Origin of the sequence: Lewinella sp. IMCC34183, assembly GCF_003390915.1 — a bacterium.
Taxonomy (GTDB): domain Bacteria; phylum Bacteroidota; class Bacteroidia; order Chitinophagales; family Saprospiraceae; genus Neolewinella.
The window spans coordinates 21,588-44,078 of record NZ_QMEM01000011.1 but is presented as its reverse complement, the minus strand read 5'-3'; the positions used below and the strand labels follow the sequence as shown (position 1 = coordinate 44,078).

Here is a 22,491-nt window from a genome sequence, read left to right as displayed (position 1 = left end):
CCGATGAAGATTCTCTCCCTGCTTAAATCGCTGGTCCCCCGGCCGCTGAAGACCTTGCTGCGTAAGCGGCGCGAACAGCGGGAATTGCAGGCATGGAAGCAAGCCGGCGAACCGGTGCCCCCGCCGCACATCGTCAAGCAGCATACGATCACGCGCTACCGCGAGCGGTTCGGCTACACTACCCTGGTGGAAACCGGCACCTACCTAGGCGATATGGTCGAAGCGCAGCGGGAAGCGTTTGTGCGCATCTTTTCCATCGAGCTGAGTGAGGAACTGTACTTCCGGGCAGCTAAGCGCTTTCAGCGCGACGATCATGTCACTATCATCCAGGGCGATAGCAGCCGGGCCATCGGCAACCTAGTAGCCGACCTGAACCGGCCCGCCATTTTCTGGCTGGACGGCCACTACTCTGGCGGTATCACGGCCCTCGGCGATGAAGTTTCTCCCATCATGCATGAGATCGACGCTATCCTCCACTACCCGCAAGCAGGGCACGTACTTCTGATTGATGACGCACGCCTTTTCGTGGAGGGTACCGGATACCCCACCGTTGGAGCGGTGCAAGCACGGGTGGCCGCCCTGGCTCCGCACTACCAGCTGGAAATATCCGACGACTGTTTGCAGTTCTATCCGGCGTAGTGCCGCGCCGCGGTGCGTGCCTTTCCCCGATGAGCCGATTCAATTCTACACCCCGGAATCTACAGGTCCTGCATGAGTTTCCAGCGCGAGATTGTCAGTAACTTCCTCAAGGTCGGTTTGCTGAAGTATTCCAGTTTGCTGGTCACTTTCGTGGGCAGTGCCCTGGTTTCTCGGCAGCTTGATCCGGAGGAGTATGGTATCCAGGCCATCGGGGCAATCTACTACGGCGTGGTGGCGCTCTTCCTCGATGCGGGCTTCTCCCTGGCCGTCATCCGCGAGATCGACGCGCCCTCCTTTCAGCGCAGCGTCCGGCTCTTTGCTATGTGTGGCGGCGCGCTACTCGGCCTGTTACTCTTGGGGGCCGCCTTCCCGATCAGCGAGTGGTACGGCCGACCGGAACTCTTGCCGGTGCTGACACTGTACGCCGCCTGCGCGTTCCTTACGTCCATACCGATCGTTGACGAGGCCATCCTGAGCCGCCGCGAACAGTTCGGCCTCATTGCCCGCGTTTCGCTGCTAGCGACGACCCTGCAGGTGGCCCTGACCTACGGGCTAGCAATATCGGGCTTTTCATATTACGCTCTCATTTTGCCGCTCCTTACCGTGCCGCTGGTCAAGTACGCCTGCTACGCCGGGCGGGTGAAACTAGGGTGGCGGGTTGACCGGCTCCGTGTGCTGCCGCTGCGCGCGTCGTTCCGGCGCATCCGTAGCCTGATGGTAAATCTTTCCATCTTCCAGGTACTGGTGTATGTCTCCTCTAACATCGACAACCTCTACCTGAGCAAGCTGCACTCCACGGCCAATCTTGGATTGTACAACCGGGCCTACAGCTTTAACCGGCTGCCGCTCAGTATCGTAGCGGGCGTAATCTCCACCATCCAGCTGCCGATGTTTGAGCGAATTCGCGTGGAGGGCCGTAACGTCAAGGAAGAGTTCACGCAATACGTCCACGTACTCGGAGGCATTGCCTTCCCTGCCGTCGTAGTGTTCCACCTCTTCTCCTATGACCTAAGCGAACTCATCTGGGGCAGCGACTGGCGGGAGGTGGGCCGTTACCTGCACCCGCTGTCCATCCTGCTACCGATTAGTCTGATGATCAGTGCCTGCGGCAATCTTTTCATCGTATTCCGGGGGGAGCGATTGCTGGTGTACAACACTGTGGTCAGTTCCTTGGCTCAAATTATCGGCGCGTCGGTTGGCGTGCTTTACTCGATCGAGGGAATGATCGTTGGTATCATCCTCGGGTTCCTGCTTGGTACTATTCCGATCACAATGTATCTGGGGTTCTACCGCCTCTTCGGCTACACCTGGCCAGAGATCTTCCGGGTCTGGGCGTTCAATTATGCGGCTACCGTCGCCCTGCTGGTATGCTACATTGTCGGTAACCCCACCGCCACTTACGGGGTACTGCTGGTGTATAGCCTCGTGTCGGCGTACTCTATTGGCGGCTACATCAAAAGCAACTACTTTGGGTCGGACGCTTAGCATCATCGTTACCTACCAGGCCGAGGCTTGGCTGTCCACCTGCCTGGAATCCATCCGGGCACTGGGGGAGCTAATTGACACCGTGGTAGTCGACAACGCTTCGACCGATGGGACCCGTTCACTGCTGAGCGGCCAATACCGCGACCTGATTGATTATTACCACCCCCTGCGCCGTAACGTAGGTTTCGGAAGGGCTCACAACTTCGTATTTGCCCAGCCCTATGCCCGGAACTACGATCATTTCCTGCTTCTCAACCAGGATGCTGCCCTTCCCCGACCCGCCTTCGAACGGCTGCTGCAGCAGGCGGACGCGGAACCCGGTTTCGGCATTCTTAGCCCCGTACACTACCGCTCCGCAACCGAGCGGGATAGCCGCTTTGCCAGCTACTTACGGCCGGGCGATCCGGTAGTAAACGGCATCCGCGAGGTCCCCTTCGTCAATGCGGCCATCTGGCTGCTCCGGCGGGAAGTGATCGACCGCATTGGTGGCTTTAATCCGGTTTTTCCCCATTACGGAGAAGACGAAAACTTCGCGACGCGGTTAGGGCTGGCGGGCTACCGGCTCGGCGTGGTGGAAGACAGCACCGGCTACCATTACCGGCCGGCGGGGCCGGTAGTACAGCGGACCCAGCTATCACCTTACGCTTTTTGGATAGTAGGGCTGCTGCGCACCGTCAATCCCAAAAACCACCTGCTGCGGGCAGTAGTGACCACGGGATGGGATTATCTTACCCTGATCGCTCGCCTCACCACCAGCGGGAGGGTAGGGGAAGCTAAGCGGCACCTGCCGTTCTTGCTGCGCTATATCCGGGAATTGCCCCGCTACGTCAGGTACCACCAACTCATCATCCGGGAAACCGGTCTTGAAGCAGCCGATGAACCTTGAACTCGCATCCATTCTGGTGCCGGTCTACAACGCCGAAGCATACTTGCCGGCGCTCATCCAATCCGTCCGGGTCCAGAGTTATCAGCACTGGGAGCTGGTCTTCGTCGACGACCAATCGACCGACGGCGGCTTCGATTACATACGGGCTGCGGCTGCGGAGGACGACCGTATTCGGCTCTGGCAAAACGATGAAAACCGCGGACCTTCGGCCACCCTGAACCGCGCCGCGGACCTGGCGCGTGGCGACCTGCTGTTCCGCCTGGACGCCGACGACCTGATGTTGCCGGAGCGGCTGGAGCGGCAGGTACGCTTCATGGCCGACCACCCGAATGTGGGCCTACTCGGCAGCGCCTACCGAAACATAGACGATGCGGGCCAGCGGGGAAACCGGGTCGGATCGCGCATCACCTCCTCCGATGGGGTGAAGGCGAAGTTTCTTTTCGCCAACGCTATGGGACACAGTACCGTGGTGTACCGGCGGCGGGCCTTTACGGCGGTCGGGGGCTATAACCAGCGTCTGCGCGCGTCGCTGGACTACGACCTGCTGGCGCGCCTGAGCCTGGAGACGGACTGCCACCTGCTCCGCGAGGAGCTCGTGCTGTACCGGACGCACAACAGCAACATTACCAGCCAACAGCGACAGCTACAGATCCAGAACGCGGGGTCGGTGCAGGAGGCGTTGCTGCGACACTACGGCTTCAGCTTCACGGCGGAGCAGCTGGACATCCACCTGCAGATGGCGCACGGTCCGCGGGCTACCAACCGGGTGGCGTATCGCGCCTTTCTGCGACGGGCTCGAACCTGGCTGTCGCACCTGGAGGCGGAGAACAGCAGGTTAGGCGCTTTCGACCGGCGGGCCTTTGCCGAAGTAATCGCCGAGGTGCATACCCGGCTATACGCACGGGCGGCCTCACCACTGCGCCTGCGCGACTATATCACTATGTTTACTCCGAACTTCGCCTCTCTGCGCCCGCACTATCTGGTGCAGCAGGTAGCGCATACCCTCAAAAACGGCCTCTGACCAGTACGGGTCGCCGGGCTCCAACTGCTACGTATTGCTGTGGATCATAGACACCCCGGGCCAGCTCTGTAACCGGATGTGGGCCTACGCCGCCTTTGTGGGTTATGCGCTGGAGCACGGCCGGCCGCTGCGGGTGCTGTACTTCGGGGCGTACTACGACCTCTTTGCCGATCCGAATGTGCTGCCAGGCGTACACTTCCACCGCCGCCTGGAGGCGACCCACTATGCGGTGGACCGCCTCTACTACGCGGTTCGCAAATTGCCCGCCGCCTGGCACCACCGCCTTGGGGTGACCACGCTCGATGCGGGTGCCACCAACCTGTCGGCTTTGGAAGCATCCGGGGCGCCCCCCCTCGCCCTGGTGCGGTCCTGGCTGGCCCCGGTGCCCGCCTCCTACCTGCAGCTTCACCACGCGGAGATCCGGCGAGTGTTTCGGCCCCGGCAAGATATACAGGATCGCGTCGCGAACTTCATTGCCGAACTCCGGGCTTCCGCCGACGTACTGATCGGCGTCCACATGCGGCGGGGGGATTACCGCGAGTACCTGGGGGGACGCTTTTACTATGACGATACGGAGTACCTTCGGTTTATGCGGCAGGCCCGGGAACTCTTTCCGGATCAGCGTGCGACCTTTATTGTCTGCTCCAACGAGCCCGTAAATCCAGAAGCATTTCCCGGTGTGGAATGGGCTTCCCTGCCAAAAGCAAACGGGATGGAGGACCTGCACGTGTTGGCTGCGTGTGACTACCTGATCGGTCCGCCAAGTACTTATTCCATGTGGGCCTCCTACTACGGACGTAAACCGCTATGCTTTCTGACCGCCCGCACCGCCAGCCTGGGGCGGAATGACTTCGACGTTATCGTCAGTCAGGATACTTTTGCCAGTGGGAAGCGGTTAACCGTGTAACCCCCGGCTTCGCCACTTCCGCCCCTCATTGCACCTGCGCTCCGCCGCCCTATGTCCGATCCGCTATTTACCATCATCGTCTGCACTTACAACCGCGCCGATCTGCTGGGATACTGCCTGGCGTCGCTGGCTGAACAAGTGTCCTCGGATACCGCCTGGGAGCTACTAGTAATCGACAACAACAGCACGGACAACACCCGGCAAGTAACCGAGCGTTTCCTGGCCACGCAGCCCGCCATCCGCGGCCGCTGCATCACCGAAACAGAGCAGGGCCTCAGCCACGCCCGCAACCGCGGCTACCGCGAAGCGGCGGCCGACTGGGTCCTCTACCTCGACGACGACGCCAAGGCCGATGCCCACCTGCTGGCCCGTACGGCCGGACTGATCGCCACCGGGGAGTACCGGATCGTCGGCGGCGCATACTACCCCTGGTACCACTACGGCCGCCCGAAGTGGTACCAGGACCGCTACGCCAGCAACGCCCTGCCGCAGTACCGGGAGTTGAGCGTGCCCCCGGCAAATTACGTGGCTACCGGCGGGGTGATGCTGTGGGAAAAGCAACTGCTGCACGAGCTGGGGGGCTTCGACCCGCGCGTGGGGATGGTTGGCAAGCGGATCGCCTACGGGGAAGAAACCTATTTGCAGGCCAAGGCCAGAGCGCGCGGCATCACGGTGGCCTACGACCCGAAGCTGATCATTTACCACGTCGTGATGCCGCAGAAGCTGTCGGTAGACTGGTTCTTCCGGTCCTACTTCGCCGCGGGGCGCGACGCGGTGCTCGGCGGACAGGTGGGGCGGGGCTTCTTTTCGCTGACCGGGCAACTCCTGGTGGGCGGGGCAGTTATGATCAAGGATTTCCTACTGTACACCCCCCGGCTCCTGGGCCGGGAGTATTACCTTGAAAACTGGCTGATCGACGTGTTCCGCAAAACCGCCAAGCGGGTCGGGACCGTCTACACCGCCCTGCTGCATGATCGAGCTACTGACGACTAGTCCCCTTCTCCTCCTCTTTGCCGTCATGGCGATCGGCTACGGCCTGGGGGAGATCCGCATTCGCGGCTTTAAGCTGGGCGTGGCCGCGGTGCTCTTCGTAGGGCTGGGGTTCGGGGCGCTCGATCCCGGGCTCGAGGTGCCGCAGTTCATCACCTTTCTGGGACTGGCCATTTTCGTGTATACGGTGGGCCTGAGCTCCGCGCCGGCCTTCTTCGCCAGCTTCCAGCGCAACGGTTTTCGCGACATCTACTTCGCCACGGGTACGGTGGTGCTGTCGGCCCTGCTGGCCTACGGTATCGGCGAGTGGCTCGACTTCGGCGCCGCCACCACCGGCGGCCTGTACGCGGGCGCCAGTACCAACACCCCGGCCCTGGCCGGCCTGCTCGACGCCATCCAGAAAAGTGCTCCCCTGGAGCTCCAGGATGCCCTCAGCCAGGAGGCGGTGGTGGGCTATTCCCTGGCCTACCCCCTCGGCGTGCTGGGGGTGATGGTGGGCATCACGATCCTGCAGCGCGTGTACCGCATCGACTATCCGCAGGAGTTCCGCGAGCTGCAGAAGGATTACCCCATGGGGGAGAAGCTGACCAGCCGCACCTACCGCGTGGAGTCGCCCGCCCTGATCGGCAAGACGCTGCGCGACTTTCACCACGAGCACCGGTTGGGCGTCGTCTTCGGGCGCATGCTGCACGAGGGCGATACCACCCTGACCACCTGGGACAGCCGTCCGCAGGCCGGTGACCACATCGTGCTGGTAGGCCCTCCGGAAGCTATCGAGGAGGCCGCACCGCTGGTGGGCACCGCCGCCGAGGGGCAGCTCAACCACGACCGCTCGGTGTATGACGTACGGCGCATCTTCGTCTCCAACGAGGAGATCGCCGGCAAGACCATCGCTTCCCTCAACCTCTCGGAGCGTTTCAACATCCTCATCACCCGCGTACAGCGGGGCGACATGGACCTGCTGGCCGGCGGCGATACCGTGCTGGAGCTGGGCGACCGGATCCTGCTGGTGGCCCACCGCGATGACCTTCCGGAGGTATTCCGGGTATTCGGCAACAGCTACGAGGCGCTCTCGCGGGTAAATTTGCTCTCCTTCGGGCTGGGCATCACGCTGGGCTTGCTGCTGGGCATGGTCACCTTCGCCCTGCCCGGCGGGTACTCCTTCAGCCTGGGCTTTGCCGGTGGCCCCCTGATCGTGGCCCTGCTGCTGGGGCAGCTGCGCCGCACCGGGCCGATCGTATGGACGCTGCCCTACGGGGCCAACCTGACCCTGCGTCAGCTCGGCCTCATCTTCCTGCTCGCTGGCATCGGTATCCGCTCCGGGCAGACCTTCTACCAAACGCTGCAGACCGACCTGGGCCTGGCGCTGTTCCTGGCCGGTGGCCTGATCGCCCTCACCACCACCGCGGCTACCCTCGTCGTCGGGTACCGGATGCTCGGCATCCCCTTCAGTTTCCTGGGCGGCATGGTCGGCAGCCAGCCCGCCGTGCTGGAATTCGCCATCGAGCAGGCCGGCAACAAGTATCCCACGATCGGCTACACCCGCATGCTGCCGGTGGTGCTGATTGGGAAGATCCTGGCCGTACAGCTGCTCTATAACCTGCTGGGTTAACCTACCGTTGCCCTGGGTGGAGGATCAAGGGACGGGGGGACAGGGGACAGAGAGACGGGAGACGGAGGGACAAGGGACGGAGAGACGTGAGAAACCCGTAACCCGCACCCCGCCTAAAAACTCACATACTCCCCCGGATCCACTGCCCGCCCCTCGTGCCACAGTTCAAAGTGCAGGTGGGGGCCCGTACTCTGGGTACCGGTATTGCCGATAATGGCGATGGCCTCGCCGGCCTGCACGCGGTCGCCCACCTGCTTGAGCAGGGTGGAGTTGTGCTTGTAAAAGCTGATGAGGTTGTTGTCGTGCTGGATGCCGATCACGTTGCCGTTGGCGTTGCTGAATTCGGACATGAACACGATACCCGCCCGCGTCGCCTTGATGGCCGTGTGCTGGGGCGCCAAGATGTCCACGCCCGTGTGGTCGGTCGGGAGACTGAAGGCTGCGCTGATCTCCCCGTGGACGGGGGCCACCAGGTATACCTGGGCCAGCGGAACCGCGCTGCTGCCCGAGACGGGAGTCACCACCTGCTCGGTGTCGCGGCGGGCGCCCGAGCGCTGCTGCTCCATTTCGCGGCGGAGCTGGATTTCCTCTTCGGAGGGCGGCAGGGGGACCACGTCGCCGGCAACCACGATCTCCTCGCGGTCCTCGATGCTGTCGGTGGTGACCACTTGCCCGAGCATGGTGCGCTTCAGGTTGTCGATGTACAGGTTCTGGGCTTCGACTACCTGGCTCAGCTCCGCCATGTTGGCCTCGATCTCCGCCATCTCCCGGCGCTGCACCACGTCACCGTAGCCCGGCACGTAGCGCCGCAGCGGAGTCACCGCGATCAGGGCGAAGGTGATGACCGCGGCCACGAGGAATACCGTCGAGAGGGCGATATATACGTTAAGGGGGGTAAGGTTGTAAGTCGCTACTTCGTTGTAGTTGTGGGTGTCGCGGACCACGAGCTGGTATCCGTCCTGGACCTTGCTCTTGATACGGGCCCACCGGCCCTGGGGCATGCTTGATTCCTCCATGTTTCGCGTTTAGGCATTTGGCGGGCGGGGCCGCGGGTGCGGGGGAGAATCCCACGGAGCGGGGGGGAAGGGTACCGGCTCCCACACTTTACGGTACCTTGCGCGCGTTTGCTTCGGGTAGTGCCGGCAAAGATAGGGGAGGATCCGGCGACAAACACTAAAGCATAAGATTTGAGACTAACGCAGCTCTTCCTGATTCTATTGGCTCTGCAGGTCCTGCTTTCCGCCTGCTCGTCCACGAAGCGGCGGGAGGACCAGGGCATCGTAGCCAAGGCCTGGCACAATACAAACGCCCACTTCAACGGCTACTTCAACGCCCGCGAGATTATGGACGAGAGCCTGCTGGCCCTCGACGCGCAGTTCGTTGATAACTATAATCAGCGCCTGGAGATGTTTCCTTTCCTGGCCGTCGACAACCCCGGCAGCGTGGCCGGTGAGCTCGACCGCGCGATCGAGAAGGTAGCCATCGTGGTAAAGAAGCATCCCTTCAGCAACTGGACCGACGACAGCTACCTGCTGGTGGGACAGGCCCAGCTGCTCAAGCAGGATTACGAAAGCGCCGAGCGAACCCTGGATTTCGCCGTCACCGAGTTCCGGCCCCGCCCCAAGCGCGGCAAGTCCGGCAACGAATCCGAGGCCGGCGAGGAAGAATTCGAAAGCCGCCGCGAAGTGGCGACCAGCGAGACACAATCCCGCCGCGACCGCCTCAAGGCCCGCCGCGACGCCCAGCGCGAGCGGCAGCGCACCATCCGCCAACGCGAAAAGGAACGCAAGGCCGCACAGAAGCAGCGCGAGCGCGAACGCAAGGCCAAGATCCGCGCCCGCAAGAAGGGAATCCGCCTGCCCACCGGTACGCCCGGCCAGGACACCTCCGCCCTCGCCGGGCTGGAGAACGAGCCCGAGCCGGTGGCTGCCGATTCCCTGCAACTCGAGGAAGGGCCCATCGGCATGATCTCCATCTTCAGCAACCGCGGCGCCGGCGATACCGGTAGCGGCGAGTACGGATCCCGCCCGGGCAGCTACCTGATCAAGCACCGCCCCGCCCACCAGGAAATTCGGCTGTGGCTGGCCTGGACGCTCATCAAGCGCGACAACTTCGACCGCGCCCAGATCATTCTGGACGACCTGCGTAACGACCGCGGCACCTTCGCTGACGTACGCCGGAAAGCCATCGCCGTACAGGCCTACCTCTACCTGGAGCAGGACCGCCTCGAAGAGGCCATCCCCTTCCTGGAGGCCGCCGCCGAGGTCGCCGAGGAGCGCAACGAGCAAGCCCGCTACTACTACATCGCCGGCCAGCTCTACAAAGAGCTCAACCAGCCGGGCTCCGCCGCCGACGCTTTTCGGGCCGTAGTGGCCGCCAAGCCCGCCTACGAACTCGAGCTTGGCGCGCGCATCAACATGGCACAGTCCGCCTACCGCGGCGGCAGTGGCAGCCCGGCCGATGCCCTGAGCCAGCTGGAGCGAATGGTCAAGGAAGAGAAGAACCTGGAGTACGAAAGCCAGATCCTCTACGCCATGGCGGGCATTGCCCTCAGCAGCGGCGACCAGGAAGCCGGTTCAGGCTACTTACGCCGTGCCCTGGACAGCCCTTACGGCGGCAGCAATACCCGGGTAGAAGCCTACCAATTGCTTGGCGACCTGGCCTACGACGGGGAAGACTACCTCACCGCCAGCCGGTACTACGATTCCACCCTGCAGGTGATGAACCAGACCGACCTGCGCTATCCCGGTATTGCCGACCGCCGCGGACGGCTGACCGGGGTGGCCACCAACCTGGAAGCCATCACCGTCAAGGACAGCCTGCTTCGTATCGGCCTGTTGCCCGAGGAGGAGCGGCGCAGCTGGGCCGAGGAAGTGTTCGAGCTGCAGCGCGCCACCAACTCGGCCGCCAACTTCAGTACGCCCGTCACCCGGGGCAGCTTGCCGGTATCCAACGCCGCCACGGGAATCACCGTGGCCGGTACCGGCGGGGGCACCGCCTTTTGGGGCTACGACAACCAGTCCATCCGCCGCGGCCGCCGCGATTTCTCCCGCCGCTGGGGCGACCGCCCCCTCGAAGACAACTGGCGCCGCAGCAACCGCACCGATGCAAACCTCTTTACCGACGCCGGTGATGCCGGCGTAGCCGATCCCGCGGCGGCCGACCGCACGCTCATCACCGAGGACGAGATCGGCCGTATCCTGGCCGACGTGCCTACCGACGAGGAAGCACAGACCGCCACCCGTAACGAACTCGCCCAGGCCTACTTCACCCTCGGCCGCGAACTCCGCGATCGCGTCGGTAACGGACCCCGTGCCATCGAGGCCTTCGAAACGCTGGACGAGCGATTCCCCGGAAGCCCCTACGAATCCGAAAGCTGGTACTACCTCTACCTGCTGCATACCGAGGCGGGCAACGCCCAGCGCGCGCGCACTTATGCCACCCGCCTGGCCGATACATACGCTGATACGAAGTACGCCCGCCTGGCCAACGACCCCAACTACGTCAATCAGTTGGCCAGTGAACAGTCCACCCGCGACCGCGCCTACGAATCTGCGTACGCCGCCTTCGAACGGCGCGACTACCCCGGAAGCCGCGCCCAGATATCCAATGCCCTCGGCAGCCTGCCCGGCGACCACCCCCTGCGGGCCCGCTACGATCTTCTCAACGCCATGGTCGCCGGTAAGCTGGAAGGGCGCGCCGCCTACGTGAGCGGGCTGCAACAGGTCATCAATAAGTACGATAATACCCCCGAGCAGACCCGCGCCCGCGAAATCTTGCGGTTGCTTGGCGAAACCGGGGCCCGCATACCCGGGCAGCCGGGCACGGCCGATGCCGCCGGCACCGCTTTTCAGGCCACGCCGGACGAAATCCACTACGTCCTGATCGTTTTTGAAAACACCGACGTACGGCTGAACGACCTGAAGGTGGAGCTCGAGGATTTCAATCAGAAATTCAATAAACTCGATCGCCTGCGGTCCACGCCCATTTATATCGGCCGCGACAACGAAACGCCCATGCTCGTCATGCGGCGGTTCCGCAACGGCAAGGAAGCCATGGACTACTACAAGAATACCCAGCAGAACAGCCAGGAATTTCTGGCCCGCAGCGGCGAAGGGTTTCAGGTATTGCCGGTCTCGCAGACCAATTACCGAGAAATTCTCAAGGCCCGTTCCGTTGCTGGCTATCCGGAGTGGTTCCGCAACAACTACAACTGACCCTCGCCGCTAGCGGGTGATGGTCCAGCTGCGGTGCAGGTTCTTCTTGCGAAAGTCAGGGGGCAGGGTCTGTCGGGTTGTTTCGGTGGCTTGTCCGGCGATCTCCTCCGTCGCCAGGTTGAATTTTCGGTAGTTGGTGCTGAACAGCAGCTTCCCCCCCGGCGTCAATCGCTCCAGGCTCTGATTGATGAGGCCGACGTGGTCGCGCTGGGTGTCCAGCACGTCCGTCATCATTTTGGAATTGGAAAAGGTAGGCGGGTCGAGGACGATCAGGTCGTACCGCTCCCCGACCGGCTCCCGTAGCCACTGCAGGGCATCGGCCCGGATGAATCCGTAGCGGTCCGGATCCAGGCCATTGGCCGCGAAGTTGCGCCGGCCCCAGTCCAGGTAGGTGTTGCTGAGGTCGAGATTATCCACCCGGGAGGCCCCGCCGGTGGCGGCGTACACCCCGAAGGAACAGGTATAGGCGAAGAGATTGAGGACTCGCTTCTCCGCCGCGGCCTCTCCGACCTGCCGCCGCGCCTCCCGGTGGTCGAGGAACAGTCCGGTATCCAGGTAGTCGGTCAGATTCACCAGTAGCCTGCGGCCGTACTCCTCCACCGCAAATTCCTGCTGTTGTTCGGCCAGCTTCTCGTACTGCTTCTTTCCCGCCTGCCGTTGCCGCAGTTTGAAGTGTACCCGTTCGCGTGCTACTTCGAGGGTGTCCGCGATGACGTCCCGGTATTCCTCCACCCGTGTATCCGCGGCGTCGCGGGCGTAGACGGCCACGTAGAGGCGGTCTGCGTAGCGGTCGACGGTCAGGGGCACCTCGTCGAGGTCGGCGTCGTAGATCCGGTAGGCTTCCAGGCCCTGCCGGCGGGCCCACTTACCGTAGTGGCGCGCCATTTTGCGCAGGCGGTTACGGAAGGCTTCGTAGGTGGGGGACATAAAGCGGGGCGTTTACCAGTCGATGCCCTTTCGCAGCAGGCTAAGGGTGTCGGCTTCCCGGGAGCCGGGCTCCGCGCGGTAGTCGTAGGTCCAGCCGGCCACCGGCGGCAGGCTCATCAGGATGCTTTCGGTGCGGCCGTTGGTGGTAAGTCCGAACTTGGTGCCACGGTCCCAGACCAGGTTGAACTCCACGTAACGCCCCCGGCGGAGCTCCTGCCAGCGGCGTTCCTCCTCGGTAAAGGGCGCATCCCGGTTGAGGGAGAGCAGGTGCAGGTAGGTAGGCGCGAAGGTTTCCCCGACGCCGGCGGTAAAGGCAAAGAGATCCGCCTTGTCCTTGCCCTCTGTGGCGGGCTCCAGGCGGTCGAAGAAGATGCCGCCGACCCCGCGGGTCTCCTCCCGGTGCGGCAGGTAGAAGTACTCGTCGGCCCACTGCTTGAAGCGGGGGTAATAGGCTGGATCAAAGCGGTCGCAGGTGTCGCGCAGTTGCTGGTGAAACCATGCAGCCTGTTCCCGGTCGATGTAGTGGGGCGTGAGGTCGATGCCCCCGCCGAACCAGAACCGCCCGCCGTCGAGTTCGAAGTAGCGCACGTTCATGTGGATGATCGGTACGTGCACGTTTCGCGGGTGCAGGACGATACTCACCCCCGTGGCGTAGAAGCCCGTTTCGCCGGCATCGACGTGCAGGCTGGCCGCCGCCGCGGGAGAGAGCTCACCGTGTACGGCGCTGAAGTTGACGCCCCCCTTCTCGATGGCCCGCCCCTCCAGGACACGGGCGAACCCACCACCGCCGCCGGGGCGTTCCCATTCGTCCTCCACGAAGGCCGCGCCATCCGCATCCGCGAGTTGCTGACAAATGTCGGCCTGCAGGCCGCGGAAGTAATCGGTAATTTCGTTGCGTTCGGCCATCAGGAGTGGAGGTCGGCGCGGGCGGCGGCCACGGTGGCCTTGGCGCTGCCGGCGTATACGGCGCTGTCCGTCAGCACGACGGGTCGCTTGAGAAAGGTATATTCTTCCAGGATGAGCCGCCGGTAGTCGTCTTCCGTCAGCTCGCGCTCGGCCAGGCCGGCGGATTGGTATTTGCGGGCGCGGCGGTTGAAGAGGGGGGCGTAACCACCCGCGAGGGCAGCCATACGGTCCAGGTCTTCGGGCGTGACGTGGGTTTTCTTGATGTCGATCTGCTCGACGTGTGGCGGGGGATCCAGTTCGCCGAGGAGGCGCCGGCAGGTAGAGCAGGTACCGAGGTGAAATAGCTTGGCCATGCCGCAAAGCTACGCAACGCCCCGCCATTCCGTCGTGAAGCGCCCGAAAGCGTCCCGGGCGGAGGCGGTGGCCCGCTCGATCTCCTCCTCGGTAAAGGTGGCCTGGCGCAGGTAGGCCAGAAAGGACCGCCATTGCTGGAGGCCCCAGTCCGCCTGGTCGCGGTAAAAGGAGAACGGAGCGGCCGATGCAAGGGCCGGATTATCCTGCAGTTTGCGGTAGATCAGGCTTCCGCCGAGACTGGAGCCCTCCAGGACGTAAATAATACCGATGACAGTTGCCCGGTCGACCTTTTCGGGGGGTGGCGCGCCCGCAGGTGCGGGGAATCGCCGGCGGTACGCATACTCACCGGCCGCGAAGTCGGCAACGGACGGTTCCAGCAGCGCGTGGCTGCGGCGTTGCCACTCGAGGATCCGCCGGTATTCGGGTAGGGAAAGCGACCCGTCCATGATCCGGTCGCCCAGCGTGGCGCTCTCCAGCCGTTGGTGGTCCTCCGCGGTGGCTGCGCGCAGGGCATCGAGTATCGGAAGGGCGGACTTCATACGGGAACGTGGTTGTACCAGACCCAGAACGAGACGATGGATTCCACCAGGGCACTCAGGTCCTGGTACCGGTCGGGCTTGACCAGGTAAGCGTTGACGTGGTTCAGGTAAGCCCGCTGCTTATCCCGTTCCTCCGCCGAAGCGCTGAGGATGATGACGGGCAGTTGCGTCAGCTCGGGCGTACTGCGAATGTATTCCAGCAGGTCTAGGCCCGAAAGTCCTGGCATCTTGATGTCGAGGATCACCAGGTTCGGCAAGGCCCAGTTGTTCTCTACGCAATCCATCAGATATTCCCGCGCCAGCATCCCGTTCTCACGGTGTTCCAGCCGCAGGTTGGGATCTACTTTTTTTAGGCTGCGGACGAAAAAGATAACGTCGGATGGGTTGTCCTCGGCATACAGCAGGTAGTCGCCTTCCTGAACATCGCCGGGCGACCGCTGCGCAACGGACTCGTGTGATCGGGGTGGGGTGCTTGTAGCCATTATTGCGGCGTATCGGGGCTTAGGTAGAAGTTGAACGTAATCCCCAGCCGGTCATCGGTCACGTACACGCTGCCATTGTGCCGTTGTACGATTCGGTCGACGATGGCAAGGCCTACCCCCGTTCCCTCAGTGTCCGTGCGGGTAGACAGACGGCTGAACATCTCGAATATGGTCTGGGTGTATTCCTCCGGTATCGCCGGTCCGGTATTGCTCACGTAGTACACCACGGGCTTAGTATCCGTGGCGGGGCGTGCACCTACCTCCAGCTTGATGATCCCTTCGGCATTCGGCTCCGCGTATTTGAAGGCATTGGAGATCAGATTGAGGTACAATTGCCGCAGCAATCGCCGATCGGCCCGGATGGTAGGGATATCCGGCTGGATCTTCAGGTCCAGACCTTCCGTATCGGGATAGACGGCCCGCATTTCGGAGATGATCTCGCCCGCCAGCGGAGAAACTTCCACCTCTTCGATCTTCAATCCTCCGCTACCTACGCGGCTCAGTTCCAGAATGTCGGTAATGAAGCTATTCATCTGCTCCACCCCCCGGTGGATCCGCTGAATGATGACCTGAGCGTCTTCGTCGAGTTTCGACCCATAGTCTTCGGCCAGAATTTCGGTGTACCCGTTGATGGCGCGCAGGGGCGCCCGCAGATCGTGGGAAACCGTGTAGCTAAAGGTTTCCAGGTCCTCCAGCGCTTTTTTCAGTTGCTCGTTGGCCTGTTTTACCTCCGAGTAGCGCTGCATCATGCTGTTGATGATGGTCGTACGGAGGGACATGGCAAGGTCGATCTCTTCCTTCGTCCAGGGGGCACTGCATCCCTCTACCGTCTCCACATAGCGGGCGAAGCTGGTGCGGGGGCCAAGCCGGCGCGTGCCGTCTTCCGCGACGACAACTTGTTTTTCCGGCTTGCCGCCCCACGTGATCGTTTGCGACAGGCCGGGGCGGAACCAGGCCACGTAGTCGGTAAGTTCCGGGTTCAGGAAGATGATGAGGACACCGGCGGCATCGTCACAATGATCCATGAAGGGATCAAAATCGTTGCCCACATTGTCGTGGTGGAAAACCAGTCCGCTTTCGGGATCCTTGCGATCCGCTATCTGTCCGATGAGTTCCTTGATATCCTTTTGGGGCGGTGCGTACCGGTACTCCTCAAACCGGTCCTCAAACTTGATGGCAGCTCCACTGACGCCCTCGAAAAGGTTTAGGATATTATGGCTTCCGTGGGTGAGCCCTTCGAATATATCCCGGGTCTTCGTGATCATCTCGCCGACGGCCAGGCGGGCAAGGTTACGGGTCAGGTTTTCCTGGCGGTACCGGTTGGCCGACTGCAGACTGAGGTGACCGCTGAATATCTGCCCGACGAAGAGAAGCATGTTGCGGATACTCGCGTCGACAAACCGCGGCGAGTAGTGGTGCATGGCGAACAGCCCCCACAGTTTACCTTCCATCACGATGGCCACACTCAGTGAGTTGTTCACGCCCATGTACCCCAGGTACTCCAGGTGAACCGGCGAAACGCCGCGGCAACCCGCCGGAGATAAGTCCAGCGGATCCTCCCCGACCTCCCCGCTGGCGCGCAACCGGGCCGGCGGAGCGGAGACATTGCTAATCAGGCGGATCCGGTTCTTCAGGTATAGCTCACGTGCCTGGGGCGGGATATCGGTATGGGGGTACCGTAGGCCCTCGTAAGGTTCCAGCCCTTCGCCGTGGGCTTCGGCGATGACCTCGCCGTTGAACTGTTTGTCGAAGCGGTAGATCATGACCCGGTCGTACCCCGTCACCTGCCGTAGCACCGCCGCGGTTTCCGCGAAGAGGTTATCGTACTCCCGCAGCCGTTGGATTTTGTTGATCGCCCGGGAAAGCATCTGCTGATACCGCGACGCGTGGAGGAACTGGGATGCACCTTCCACCTCAATGAGGAGGTTGTTTTCAGAACGATTGATGATCACGTTCTTGAGCACCCGGTCCGATCCGACACTGAAGAAGGCCTGAATGGGATTGAGGGTTTCAAAACCGTCTTCTCGGTTAAGTCCGACCGGGATCTGAGCGGTGACTTCAAAGCTGAAAACCTCCTGTACCGGCCGGTCGAGTATGTCTTTCCACCGCTTGCCGATTACCTCCACCGTATTCTCGCTGGCGTACCGGACCTTCATCGTTTCCAACTCGACTACCACGAGGCACGCGTAGGCTTGGACCATCTGAATGAAGCGCAACGGTTCTTTGTCGCAGTTCTCCAGGTCAACGGTCATGGGATAGCTGTCCCGTATGTTCCTAGCTACGGGATCTTGTTTTACATGCATACGCTGGGTTATATAGCGTGGCTTCGCCGCGTTCAAGTAAAACGGAAAACAGCAGGGATGTTTCTCACCTTCCGTCAAAAAGACGTCAGGGAGGTGACCCGCTCCGTTGTCAAGAGGTAGGGAAGTAACCGCGCCGGCTAGCTGGAAATGGGGCGGAGGCGATTAGTTTTGATCCAGAAATAGTTGATGCTACCGACCAGTTCCCGAAGGTCCTGAAAGCGACTGGGCTTGACCAGGTAGCCGTTCGCTCCGCAGTCGTAGGCCCGGGCGATGTCCTGGGGCTCGTCGCTGCTGGACATCATAATGATGGGCATATCCTTGGTCCGGGGATCACTCTTCAGCTTTTCCAACAGCTCCAGGCCGTTCATTCCCGGCATCTTGATGTCCAGGATAGCCAGGCGGGGCATACACGAAGCCTTTGAGCAATCTTCCAGCCCCTTCAGAGCTTCCGCGCCGTTTTTGCACCACACCAGTTCAGGGGGAGAGTCCAGGCGACTCAGTGCACGCTGGAAAAATTCAGCGTCGGTCGTATCGTCTTCGGCAAGTAGGATTTGATTGATGTACATGGTGTGAGGAGTGGAAAACCGGGGAAGTACCGCGCCGTGAGAGTCGGACGCCTTTTTTTATAACGTAGTGTAAACACAGAATTTAACCATTGGTTTGCAAGCTGGCTGCTCAATGCGGTCGGGTGTAGAACAATACGGTGGTTCCGCTACCCGGTTCGCTTTCGATCCGTACCTCACCGCCGTGGCGGGTAATTATCCGGCGCACGATAGCCAGACCGACGCCGTTGCCCGCGTACTCATCCTGTCTGACGAGCCGGTTGAACATACCGAACACCCGCTCCCGGTGCGCGGCGGCGATGCCGATACCGTTGTCGGAGATGAAAAATTCGCCCGGCTCGTTACCGTGTCCCGCCCGGAAGCCCACGCGAATGTGCTGTGTCTCCCGGCCGACGCTGTATTTGATTGCGTTCGAGAGCAGCTGATGAAATACGGTCGTGAGCTGGGCAAAGTCACCCTTGATCGGTGGAAGGTCCTCGGCTACCTCTAACTTCACATTGGACCCGGGTGGTTCGGGCAAGTTGCGCAATCCGCTGGCTACCAATTGCCGCACGCTGCAGGATCCGATCGATAGCGTGGCGCGGCCTACACGGCTCAGCTCAAGAATATCCGCGATATACTGATTCATCCGCACCGCATTTTGCTGGATGGTATGGATCAGCGCCTTGCCCTGCTTGTCGATCCTGGTCCCATAGTCCTCAATGAAAATCTCGGCGAAACCATCGATGCCGCGGAGCGGAGCGCGGAGGTCGTGACTGACGGTGTAGCTGAACGACTGCATCTCATCGTAGGCTAGCTGGAGCTGATGATTGACCCGGCTCAGCTGACTATACTTGTCCATCACTACGTCACGCACGTAGGATTGCAGGTCACGGGCGGCATCCACGTCGGAGTCCATCCAGGGGCGCGCGCAGCCGTAGCGCGTCTCCACCGTCGGGGTAAAGCGGGCACCTTTGGGGTCGGGTTGCTGCATGTGCCGGCTACCGTACGTCACTTCCTGAACTATCTCGGGTCGAAACCATACGATCCACTCGGTGCGGTTGGCATTTAGAGGGGCAAGCAGTACGCCGGCGGCCGTATCACGTAACTCGCTTCCTTCGGAATACACGGATTCCAGGCAGTGCTGGTGGTAGATTTCCCGCCCCTTAATTTTTTTCTCGGCCCACTCGAGCAACCGGCTCACCGCAGACGCAGGGGGGGTGGAGCCGATCCTGACCAACTGGCCCTCCAACAGGATAGCCGCACCGGCGGTATTCGGAATCACGTCCAGCAGGGAGGGATCGGAATAGTGCAACCCGTCCAGCAGGCTATTTGCCGCGGCGATGTTCTCGCGGAGGCGGGCGTGGATATAATCTGCGGCCACCAGCTTTCGGTGCGCCTGGTTGAACGCCCGGTAGGTGAGCGCCTGACTGGTCAGGTTGCCAACCAGGTGGACAAAGGTGCGCAACTGGTAGTCCAGGAAGAGGGGACGTCGTGCGTGCGCGAACACTATTCCCCAAAGTTTATCCTGGTTGTACAGGGCGAGGCTCAGGGTAGTGGTAATCGACAATTCGCGCATGAAACGGCGCAGGGCAGGGTAGGGCAGCCGGCACCCGAGCCGTCGGGCGATAGTGTACTCGAAGCCTTCCACGTCGCCCATCATCTCGCTGACCGGCGGATCTACCCGGATGGCTTGGAGTACGGCCTCATTTTCGTAGGCGCGGCGCGCCTCGTCGGCGAAATCCTCCTGCCGGTAGTGGAGGCCACGCATGCCGGGAAAGGTGCCGTTGTTGAATTCCGCGCTCACGACGCCCGTACCTTCGGGATGCAGCTCGTAGGCTATCACGCGGTCGAACATCAGCAGGTGCCCCAGCTTCTCACAGACCACCTGCAGCAACTGGGGCGTATCGACGGAAGTACGGATGGCGTCGTTCACATCGCGTAAGCCTACCTCGGTAACCAGTTGCTGCTCGGGTGGGGAGCGCGCCTCGATTTCCAGCACGATCCCGCCAGTCTGGAAGTAGGGAATGCACTGCCGCTCGCCCCAGTCTACGGGTCCTTCGGAGCCCAGCGGGAAAGGCATCGGTGTGCGGCGGGGGTCGGAAAGCCGGATGCGCTCCAGGGCCCACGCCGAGAAAAGTTGATCGGCGGCCCGACCGGGCAACGCACCTGCGTCCCCGCCGGTAATGTCTGCCACGTTTGCACTCGCCGCCCGCACGCGGAGGGCGGTGTCGAGTACAACAACGTAGCTGCCGGGTTGTATACGGGGGTCGAGGGGCATGGGGCAATTCGAAGCCGGATCGCCTGGCAGGACATATCTGGCTTGCTACTAAAGCGTATACGTCTGGGGACTTGTTTATGGCCGCAGACAAAATGGGAGTGAATCTAAACCAGATCCGGAATCTGAACCTATACTACGTATGCAACCCAACGAGCGTCTGCTGCGGCACCCCGGCCTGACCCCCCTCTGGAAAAGCGCGGAACGGGAACACCGGGCCCAGCAGCTTACCGCCGTAGGCCTGGTCACGGTTGGCCTGCTGGTAGCCGTCCTGGCCCTGCGCTATAGCATATGGCTGCCCTTCGCCGGCGCGCTGGCCGCTACCCTGGGGGCCTTCTGGCTGCTGCGCCTGCTCGGTCGCCAACCCGCCGCCGCGCTGCAGCGCGACCTGCGGGATCACCCCGAGCGGATCGTGTGGGTTTATGGCATGGTCACCGAGCGTATGCCTTTCGGACTGAACCTTATGCGCAGTGGGGTGCTCTACCTTTACGAAGACGATGGGACCGTGCACGACTTTAGTCTGCGGGCAGAGCACCTGCTGCTGGTGACCAAAACCCTTAACCGCCTGCTGCCCCGGGCTGAATTCGGCTACAGCGAAGACCGCGAACGCAAGTACCGTGGCGAGCTGACGCCCCAACACCGTAACCGATGGCCACTTTCTGGGAAAAAATAACCGCGCTCTTCGACAGCGCCGAGAACAGCAGCCCGACGGAGCCGGCCGTGCACGAACTGATCGAGCGTGACGCCGAGGAACTGGAGCAGTACGACCGCTGGAAGCGAACCCTGGCGCGCCGTCGCCTATTCGACTGGCTGAACGACCAGTATGCCCTGTTTCGTTCCGATCGCGCTACCGATCACGCCATCAGCTTCCTTGACACGCCCAGTAGCAAGGGGTTCGTTATCCACTTCAATGAGACGCAGTACTCGCGGGAGGAGATCACCCACTTCTTTCACTACCTGAAGGAGCGGATGTTGCAACTCAACTACCGCACCCAGATCAGCGACCGGCGCGTATTCAGCCGCGACAGCTGGGTGGAAACCCAGGAGCGCCACTACCTGAAACCCCGGACCCGGCACCAGCGGCAGGCCGGCCCCCCGGGGCGTGGAGAGCTGGACCAGAAGTTCGGAAACATCACCGTGGAACTGGAATTACGCAACGACGAGCCGTGGAACCTGCGTCTGCGCGCTACTACTTACCAGGACGCCCTATACAACGAGCCGGAGACCTTTCGCGCCCTCATGGTAGCCATCGCCGGAACACCGGATTAGGGAGTCACGTTGTTTAAGGTATGAAACCTTTACTCCCCCTGTTGCTCCTGCTCGCGCTGCCCGTCGCGACGGCGGCTCAGAGCCTAAACGAGTTCCGCTGGAAATCGCGGCTCGTCATTCTCTTTACGCCCGCCGTCGATGATCCGCTATTTCTGCAGCAGCGGGCCCTGCTCGGCGAGGCCAACGATGCGCTGCGGGAGCGCCGGGTGACCATCCTTATGGTCACGCCCGAGGGAGATCACTCGAATTCCACCTTGTTCCTGGGGGAAAGTGCGTCGGAATACTTCTATGAGCAATTCAGCGCCCAGCCCTACCAATTCGAGCTTTCGCTGGTCGGGCTCGACGGGGAAGAAAAGTACCGGGCCAAAAACGAAGTGACTCCGGTGTCGGTACTGACGGAAATGATCGACGCAATGCCCATGCGCCAGCGGCGATTGAAGCAGGGCCTGGGTAATAAATCCAGCATCAATGCAAAGGAACCGGCACCAGGAGTTCCGGATGGCCGTAACAACCGCCGGTAAGCGTACCGCAAGTCAGGGCAGGAAGGTTTTGATCTCCGCGACTTTGGGGCGCCAGTAGGACGAAGCGAGTATGTTTTCCCGGATCACGCCCCGGCTGCTGGTCGGATGGATGACCCAGAGTTCCCCCGGGGCCGCGGACACGATCATGGATACATGAAAGACCGGCTGGTTCGGCCCCCGCCGAAAGAATACGAGGTCTCCGGGGCGGGCCTGCCGCGCATCGATCTCCTTTCCCTGGCGGGCCTGATCACGCGACACCCGGTGAATGCTGATCCCCTGGTCGTCGTACAGGTACTTGACGAAGCCGGAACAGTCGAAGCCTTCCCGCGGGGTATTGCCCCCGTATTTATAGCGCAACCCCAGGTATTTCTCCGCGTGGGACACCAAGGTGTTGCGAATGACGCCGGCCGACCCCGCGGCGGGCGGGGGGACTCGCTCCCCGGTGGATTCGCGCCGCGGCGGGCGGGCCGCTGTCGGACGCGTGCGGGTCCGCGGCGTGTTGTTGGCGGTAGACGTGCGCGACGGATTCCGTACGTCCGTCACCGGGCGGAACGAATTGCAGCTACTGAGCGCGAGTGCAAAGAAGAAAACGAAGAGAGTAGGCAGTTTCAAG

The 22,491-nt window shown here is 62.0% G+C and carries 21 protein-coding genes; 11 read left to right on the top strand and 10 right to left on the bottom strand.

All coding sequences use genetic code 11. The features are described 5' to 3' along the window. The first annotated feature begins 3 nt into the window (after nt 1–3). From DQG19_RS18650 to DQG19_RS18620, 7 genes are all read left to right on the top strand, one after another. Nucleotides 4–639 carry a hypothetical protein gene (locus tag DQG19_RS18650; RefSeq protein WP_116127818.1) on the top strand — a complete coding sequence of 212 codons (636 nt, stop codon included), beginning with the start codon at nt 4–6 and terminating at the stop codon, nt 637–639. A gap of 72 nt (nt 640–711) precedes the next feature. Beyond that, nucleotides 712–2,124 carry an oligosaccharide flippase family protein gene (locus DQG19_RS18645; protein WP_116127817.1) on the top strand — a complete coding sequence of 471 codons (1,413 nt, stop codon included), beginning with the start codon at nt 712–714 and terminating at the stop codon, nt 2,122–2,124. Beyond that, nucleotides 2,108–3,010, top strand: a complete 903-nt coding sequence (locus DQG19_RS18640) for a glycosyltransferase (protein ID WP_157974600.1) — start codon at nt 2,108–2,110, stop codon at nt 3,008–3,010. The genes DQG19_RS18645 and DQG19_RS18640 overlap by 17 nt, the downstream gene beginning before the upstream one ends. Next, a complete protein-coding gene (locus DQG19_RS18635) occupies nt 3,000–4,031 on the top strand; it encodes a glycosyltransferase family 2 protein (RefSeq protein ID WP_116127815.1) in 1,032 nt (343 codons plus the stop codon). The genes DQG19_RS18640 and DQG19_RS18635 overlap by 11 nt, the downstream gene beginning before the upstream one ends. Before the next feature lie 34 nt (nt 4,032–4,065). Continuing rightward, nucleotides 4,066–4,938, top strand: a complete 873-nt coding sequence (locus tag DQG19_RS18630) for an alpha-1,2-fucosyltransferase (RefSeq protein ID WP_116127814.1) — start codon at nt 4,066–4,068, stop codon at nt 4,936–4,938. Between the two features lie 51 nt (nt 4,939–4,989). Beyond that, on the top strand, nt 4,990–5,931 hold the full coding sequence (locus DQG19_RS18625; protein ID WP_116127813.1) for a glycosyltransferase family 2 protein: 942 nt from the start codon (nt 4,990–4,992) through the stop codon (nt 5,929–5,931). Continuing rightward, a complete protein-coding gene (locus tag DQG19_RS18620; RefSeq protein WP_116127812.1) occupies nt 5,909–7,540 on the top strand; it encodes an aspartate:alanine exchanger family transporter in 1,632 nt (543 codons plus the stop codon). The genes DQG19_RS18625 and DQG19_RS18620 overlap by 23 nt, the downstream gene beginning before the upstream one ends. A gap of 113 nt (nt 7,541–7,653) precedes the next feature. Here the strand turns inward: DQG19_RS18620 and DQG19_RS18615 are convergent, their stop codons facing one another. Next, nucleotides 7,654–8,556 (bottom strand): M23 family metallopeptidase, encoded by a 903-nt coding sequence (locus tag DQG19_RS18615; protein ID WP_116127811.1) that lies wholly within the window; start codon nt 8,554–8,556, stop codon nt 7,654–7,656. A 171-nt stretch (nt 8,557–8,727) separates the two neighbouring features. Here DQG19_RS18615 and DQG19_RS18610 point away from each other — a divergent pair, with 171 nt between their 5' ends. Further along, nucleotides 8,728–11,757 (top strand): tetratricopeptide repeat protein, encoded by a 3,030-nt coding sequence (locus DQG19_RS18610; protein WP_157974599.1) that lies wholly within the window; start codon nt 8,728–8,730, stop codon nt 11,755–11,757. Between the two features lie 9 nt (nt 11,758–11,766). On the opposite strand, the gene DQG19_RS18605 is transcribed toward DQG19_RS18610, so the two are convergent. The 8 genes from DQG19_RS18605 to DQG19_RS18570 form a co-directional block, all read right to left on the bottom strand. After that, entirely contained in the window at nt 11,767–12,684 is a 918-nt protein-coding gene (locus tag DQG19_RS18605) for a class I SAM-dependent methyltransferase (protein WP_116127809.1), read from the bottom strand. Between the two features lie 12 nt (nt 12,685–12,696). Next, nucleotides 12,697–13,590, bottom strand: coding sequence for an oxygen-dependent coproporphyrinogen oxidase (hemF, locus tag DQG19_RS18600; RefSeq protein ID WP_116127808.1), 894 nt, complete (start codon nt 13,588–13,590; stop codon nt 12,697–12,699). Further along, nucleotides 13,590–13,943 carry an arsenate reductase family protein gene (locus tag DQG19_RS18595; RefSeq protein WP_116127807.1) on the bottom strand — a complete coding sequence of 118 codons (354 nt, stop codon included), beginning with the start codon at nt 13,941–13,943 and terminating at the stop codon, nt 13,590–13,592. Before DQG19_RS18595 ends, hemF begins: the two co-directional genes overlap by 1 nt. Before the next feature lie 9 nt (nt 13,944–13,952). After that, complete coding sequence (locus tag DQG19_RS18590) at nt 13,953–14,483, bottom strand: biliverdin-producing heme oxygenase (protein WP_116127806.1); 531 nt, start codon at nt 14,481–14,483, stop codon at nt 13,953–13,955. Continuing rightward, nucleotides 14,480–14,965, bottom strand: coding sequence for a response regulator (locus DQG19_RS18585; RefSeq protein ID WP_116127805.1), 486 nt, complete (start codon nt 14,963–14,965; stop codon nt 14,480–14,482). Before DQG19_RS18585 ends, DQG19_RS18590 begins: the two co-directional genes overlap by 4 nt. Next, nucleotides 14,965–17,217 (bottom strand): ATP-binding protein, encoded by a 2,253-nt coding sequence (locus DQG19_RS18580; protein WP_198661804.1) that lies wholly within the window; start codon nt 17,215–17,217, stop codon nt 14,965–14,967. The genes DQG19_RS18585 and DQG19_RS18580 overlap by 1 nt, the downstream gene beginning before the upstream one ends. Nucleotides 17,218–17,405: 188 nt before the next feature. Further along, entirely contained in the window at nt 17,406–17,834 is a 429-nt protein-coding gene (locus DQG19_RS18575; RefSeq protein WP_116127803.1) for a response regulator, read from the bottom strand. A gap of 109 nt (nt 17,835–17,943) precedes the next feature. Beyond that, a complete protein-coding gene (locus DQG19_RS18570; protein WP_116127802.1) occupies nt 17,944–20,091 on the bottom strand; it encodes an ATP-binding protein in 2,148 nt (715 codons plus the stop codon). A gap of 139 nt (nt 20,092–20,230) precedes the next feature. On the opposite strand from DQG19_RS18570, the gene DQG19_RS18565 reads away from it, so the two are divergent. The 3 genes from DQG19_RS18565 to DQG19_RS18555 are packed head-to-tail and all read left to right on the top strand — an operon-like array spanning nt 20,231 to nt 21,878. Continuing rightward, on the top strand, nt 20,231–20,761 hold the full coding sequence (locus DQG19_RS18565; RefSeq protein WP_116127801.1) for a hypothetical protein: 531 nt from the start codon (nt 20,231–20,233) through the stop codon (nt 20,759–20,761). Further along, on the top strand, nt 20,737–21,357 hold the full coding sequence (locus DQG19_RS18560; protein WP_116127800.1) for a hypothetical protein: 621 nt from the start codon (nt 20,737–20,739) through the stop codon (nt 21,355–21,357). The genes DQG19_RS18565 and DQG19_RS18560 overlap by 25 nt, the downstream gene beginning before the upstream one ends. A gap of 20 nt (nt 21,358–21,377) precedes the next feature. After that, nucleotides 21,378–21,878, top strand: coding sequence for a DUF4174 domain-containing protein (locus tag DQG19_RS18555; RefSeq protein ID WP_116127799.1), 501 nt, complete (start codon nt 21,378–21,380; stop codon nt 21,876–21,878). A gap of 12 nt (nt 21,879–21,890) precedes the next feature. On the opposite strand, the gene DQG19_RS18550 is transcribed toward DQG19_RS18555, so the two are convergent. Continuing rightward, the gene (locus DQG19_RS18550; protein ID WP_157974598.1) at nt 21,891–22,490 is read right to left on the bottom strand and encodes a C40 family peptidase; all 600 of its coding nucleotides are present in this window, start codon (nt 22,488–22,490) and stop codon (nt 21,891–21,893) included. Nucleotide 22,491 lies beyond the last annotated feature (1 nt).